The 4,044-nt window shown below is 73.5% G+C and carries 4 protein-coding genes and 1 pseudogene; 1 reads left to right on the top strand and 4 read right to left on the bottom strand.

The window, feature by feature from the left end; genetic code table 11:
* The 4 genes and pseudogenes from FF86_RS61490 to FF86_RS30825 form a co-directional block, all read right to left on the bottom strand.
* Nucleotides 1-260: pseudogene (locus tag FF86_RS61490) on the bottom strand (hypothetical protein); the annotation flags it as partial.
* A gap of 167 nt (nt 261-427) precedes the next feature.
* Nucleotides 428-1,063 (bottom strand): response regulator transcription factor (locus FF86_RS30835; RefSeq protein ID WP_044885568.1); only part of this gene is annotated, 636 nt, incomplete at its 3' end.
* A 5-nt stretch (nt 1,064-1,068) separates the two neighbouring features.
* Nucleotides 1,069-1,677: a sensor histidine kinase gene (locus FF86_RS61485; protein ID WP_255355983.1), complete on the bottom strand. Its 609-nt coding sequence runs from the start codon at nt 1,675-1,677 to the stop codon at nt 1,069-1,071.
* 466 nt (nt 1,678-2,143) lie between these two features.
* Complete coding sequence (locus tag FF86_RS30825) at nt 2,144-3,370, bottom strand: DUF418 domain-containing protein (RefSeq protein ID WP_044885503.1); 1,227 nt, start codon at nt 3,368-3,370, stop codon at nt 2,144-2,146.
* Between the two features lie 328 nt (nt 3,371-3,698).
* Here FF86_RS30825 and FF86_RS30820 point away from each other — a divergent pair.
* On the top strand, nt 3,699-4,044 hold a 346-nt coding region (locus tag FF86_RS30820; RefSeq protein ID WP_396230213.1), incomplete at its 3' end, for a phosphotransferase.

Here is a 4,044-nt window from a genome sequence, read left to right as displayed (position 1 = left end):
GCAAACATGATCCTGTACACCCGCTCCACGTTGTCGCGATAGATCTCCTCCCAGCCCGGATAGACGTCATCGGACACCACCCGCAACCGCGGCGGGTCAGGACGCGACAACACGCCGACGCCAGCGCCGCCGCCCCGGCCGGTTCCGACGCCGGCTCCGGCTCGGCCACCCTCGCCACCCAGGTCACCGCCGTCACAGCCGTCACAGCCGTCGCCCGACGCGCCGCCGCCGGTGCCGCCGACCGCCTCCTCTCCCGCCACGGTGCGTCGTCGGATCCACGCCCGACCACCCGCCACCGGTCGCCACCGCCTCACCCGTACAGATAGACGGCAGGGTTACACCCCGGCACGACCACTGCGGATGGGCGGTTCGGCGGCGCGCACGAGCCCGAACCTCGGCCCGTGCATCCCGGCGCGGGCAGGCGCTNCCCCTCCAGGTAGGCGAGGACGGCGAGCACCCGCCGGTTGTCGTCCTCGGACGGCTGCAGTCCGAGCTTGGTGAAGATGCTGGCCGTGTGCTTGCCGACCGCCTTCTCGGTGATCACCAGGCTGGCCGCGATCGCCGCGTTCGAGCGGCCCTGGGCCATGTGGGCGAGCACCTCGCGCTCCCGCGGGCTGAGCCGGTCCAGCGGCCGGCGGCGGCTGTCGAGCAGCTTCGCCACGACGCTCGGGTCGAGCGCCGTGCCGCCGGCGGCGACGCGCCGCACCGCCGCGATGAACTGCCCGACATCCGAGACCCGGTCCTTGAGCAGGTAGCCGATGCCGCCGAGCCCGTCGGCCAGCAGCTCCCGGGCGTAGAGCTGCTCGACGTACTGGGACAGCACGAGCACCGGCAGGCCGGGAAGCTGCTGGCGGGCGGCGAGCGCCGCCCGCAGGCCCTCGTCGGTGTGACCGGGTGGCAGGCGGACGTCGACCACCGCGACGTCCGGGCGCAGCGCGACGAGATCCCGGACGAGCTGCGGACCGTTGTCGACCGCCGCGACGACCTCGAAGTCGTGCGCCTGGAACAGCCGGATGAGCCCGTCGCGCAGCAGGGTCAGATCCTCGGCGAGCACGATGCGCAGCCGGCTCACTGCAGGCGGCCCGGACCGTGGGGCACGGTGATCGTGATGACGGTGGGCCCGCCCGGCGGGCTGTCGAGGTCGAGACGGCCGTCGAACGTCTCGAGCCGACGCCTGACGCCGCGTAGCCCCAGCCCCGCCGCGGGGTCGGCGCCGCCGATCCCGTCGTCGGTGACGACGATCCGCAGAACGGCCCCGTCATGCCGCAGGCTGATCCCGCCGGCCGTGGCCTGGCTGTGCTTGACGGCGTTGGCGAGACACTCGGCGGTGGCGAAGTAGGCGGCCGACTGCACCGCCGCGGGCAACTGCGCCGGGGCGTCGCCGTCGACGGTCACCGGCAGCGCGAGGTCCAGGGCGAGGGCCCGAAGCGCGCCGGCAAGGCCGCGGTCGGCGAGCACCGCGGGGTGGATGCTGTGCATGACGGTACGCAGGTCGTCCAGGGCGCTGACCGCGGTGGACCGCGCCTCTCGCAGCAGCCGCGCGGTCGCCTCGGGGTCCGCGCGGACCAGGTCCTCCGCCATGCCGAGGCTGAGCGCGAGGGAGACCATGCGTGCCTGGGCACCGTCATGCAGATCCCGTTCGACCCTTGCGAGTTCGGCGGCCTGCCCGTCCAGCACCGCGCGCCTGGTGTGCGCCAGGACGGCGACCCTGGTGGTGAGCTCCTGCTCCCGCCTGTCCGGCAGGCGGCTGACCACCCAGACATACCCGCCGAAGAGGATCGACCACGCGGTGATGCTCCACAGCGGCCAGAAGTACCCACCCCCGGACAGCGCCCACACCGTCACGTCGACCGGCACGATGAGCGCCAACACTGCTCGCCCGGCCNCGAGTCGGCGCCGCCGGCCCGGCGGGTGGCGCCGTGTCCAACCCAGGAGGAACGCGGCGGCAGCGGTGGTGGCGACCCCGAACCAGACCCATCGAGGCCAGAAGTAGCCGCCGCCGGCCACCGCCCACGCGATCGCGACCGCCGCGCACACCACCGCGGCGACCACGGCGACAACGGCGACCACGGACACCGCGGCCACCGCCGGGGCGGTCGGGACCCGCGGGTCGGCCGTCGACCGCCTTGCCGTCCCGCTCACCTCACACCGCCCGGTGCGCGGGACGGGCGGGGCGCGCGCGGACGCCATAGGCGATGCGGCGCAGCACCGTCTCGGCCGGCCCCCGGCGGCCGCGCCGATCCATCGCCCAGGCCCACCCCACCGACCCGGTCCAGACGAGCAGGCCGGCGAGGGTGGCGACGTAGGTGGAACCGCCGAGGTCGAGCGCCCACCGGGAGAACAGTGCCAGCCACACTACCGACTGGGCCAGGTAGGACGTCAGCGACTGCCGTCCCAGGGCCGCCACGGCGTCCACGCAGCGCACGGCCCGATCCGAGCGTGGGTGCCGCGGCCGGGCCAGTCGTGCCGCCGCGAGGCCGAACAGGGCCACGTAACCGGGGCCGGCATACTCGCCCGTGACCGCGTGGAGCCACGACATGCGGTGCACTGTACCCGCGTCGACATGCGCGATACCGGCCGAAACGAAGGCGTACGGCAGCGCGCCGACGATGGCGACACCCAGGCCGGCGCAGGCGACCCGACGCAGGAGCGGCCGGTGCGCGGCCGGGTCTTCGAGGATGCGCCGCCGCGCCGCCCAGATGCCCAGCCAGACGATGACGATGAAGGGAATCACGGTCGCGGTGTGGACGGGCCACTCGGCGAGCCGGTCGAGGACCGAGCGCCCGTAGGACGACGCCGCCAGCGACGGGTCGGCCGCGTTGGTCAGCGTCGCAGGTCCCCGTCGCCACCGCAGGACGACCGCCACCGCGACGGCCGCCGCCTCCAGCGTCTGGAGCCCCCAGAGCCAGAGCACGAGCCGGTGGAAGCGGTCGCCTCGCGGGAGCAGGACGAGTGTCGCGACGATGCCGACGATGCCGTAGGCACCGAGGAAGTCGCCGAAGTAGAGCAGCGTCGCGTGCACGAAGCCGAATCCGATGAGGCAGGCGTTGCGGCGCAGCAGGACACCGCGCCCGCCGTCGGGGTCGGTTGCCCGGCGGCGGGCCAGTTGGACGAGGCTGTAGCCGAACATGACCGCGAACACCGGGTACGCCCGGCTGTTCACCAGCGTGATCATCAGGAAGTCCACGACCCGCTCCGCGCCGTGCGGCGTGCTGTCGATGCCGGGCTGGCCGGCGAAGGCGCAGTTCCCGGCGTTGGCGAGCGCGATGAACAGCAGCATCGCGCCGCGGGCCAGGTCGGGGGCCAGCGCGCGCTGCGGGGAGTGCCGGGGTCCGGGCGGGGCGGCCGTCGCGGGAGGCGTCTGCGTCATGACCCTCAGACTCATGGCGCCCGGCCACCGCCACGAGGGGCCTGGACACCCTCTTCGGCGGGGGGCCTGAACCCCCTGCGCACTCGGACAGGTCCATCCGTGATGCGCGCATCCGGCGTGACATCCGGTGCCAGGACGCTCATGATGACCTTTCGCGATGAAGCGGGGAGGTCGGGTTGTCTGCATCCGGCGACGGGCACGGNGAGTGGATAACCGGCTGGTTGGAACGTGAGGTGGGCGGGAAGGTCGTGCGCGTCGAGCGGCAGGCGCGGTGGCGCCCGGCCTGGTGGGTCGATGTCGAACCGGTGCCGGCGAGGATCCCGGCGCGGTGGGTCTGCGGCACTTCGAGGAGTCCGCCTACCGGAAGTTGAAGAAGCGGCCCGACCCCTTCCAGGAGTTCGTGCTGGGGTGGCTGTCGCGGCACCGTCCCGACTCGCGCGGCCGCGAGTCGGCCATCGTCTGGGACGCCGGGCAGCTCCTGCACTCCGGCGGACGCATCACCGCGCTGCTCGATCTGGAGTTCGGGCACGTCGGCGACCCCCTGCAGGATCTCGGGGGAATGTGGGTCCGCAGCCCGTTCGTCGCCCTGGGCGACCTCGCCCCTCTCATGCGCCGCTATGAGGAACGCAGCGGCACCGCGGTGGACCTCCAGGCCGTTCATTACCACTACATTC

Source organism: Frankia sp. CpI1-P, assembly GCF_001421075.1.
GTDB classification, from domain to species: Bacteria; Actinomycetota; Actinomycetes; order Frankiales; family Frankiaceae; genus Frankia; species Frankia torreyi.
This window is presented reverse-complemented; position numbering and strand designations above follow the sequence as displayed.

Coding starts and splice junctions, on each gene's coding strand:
- FF86_RS30825 (WP_044885503.1), bottom strand. CDS start 3,370: ATGACGCAGACGCCTCCCGCGACGGCCGCCCCGCCCGGACCCCGGCAC.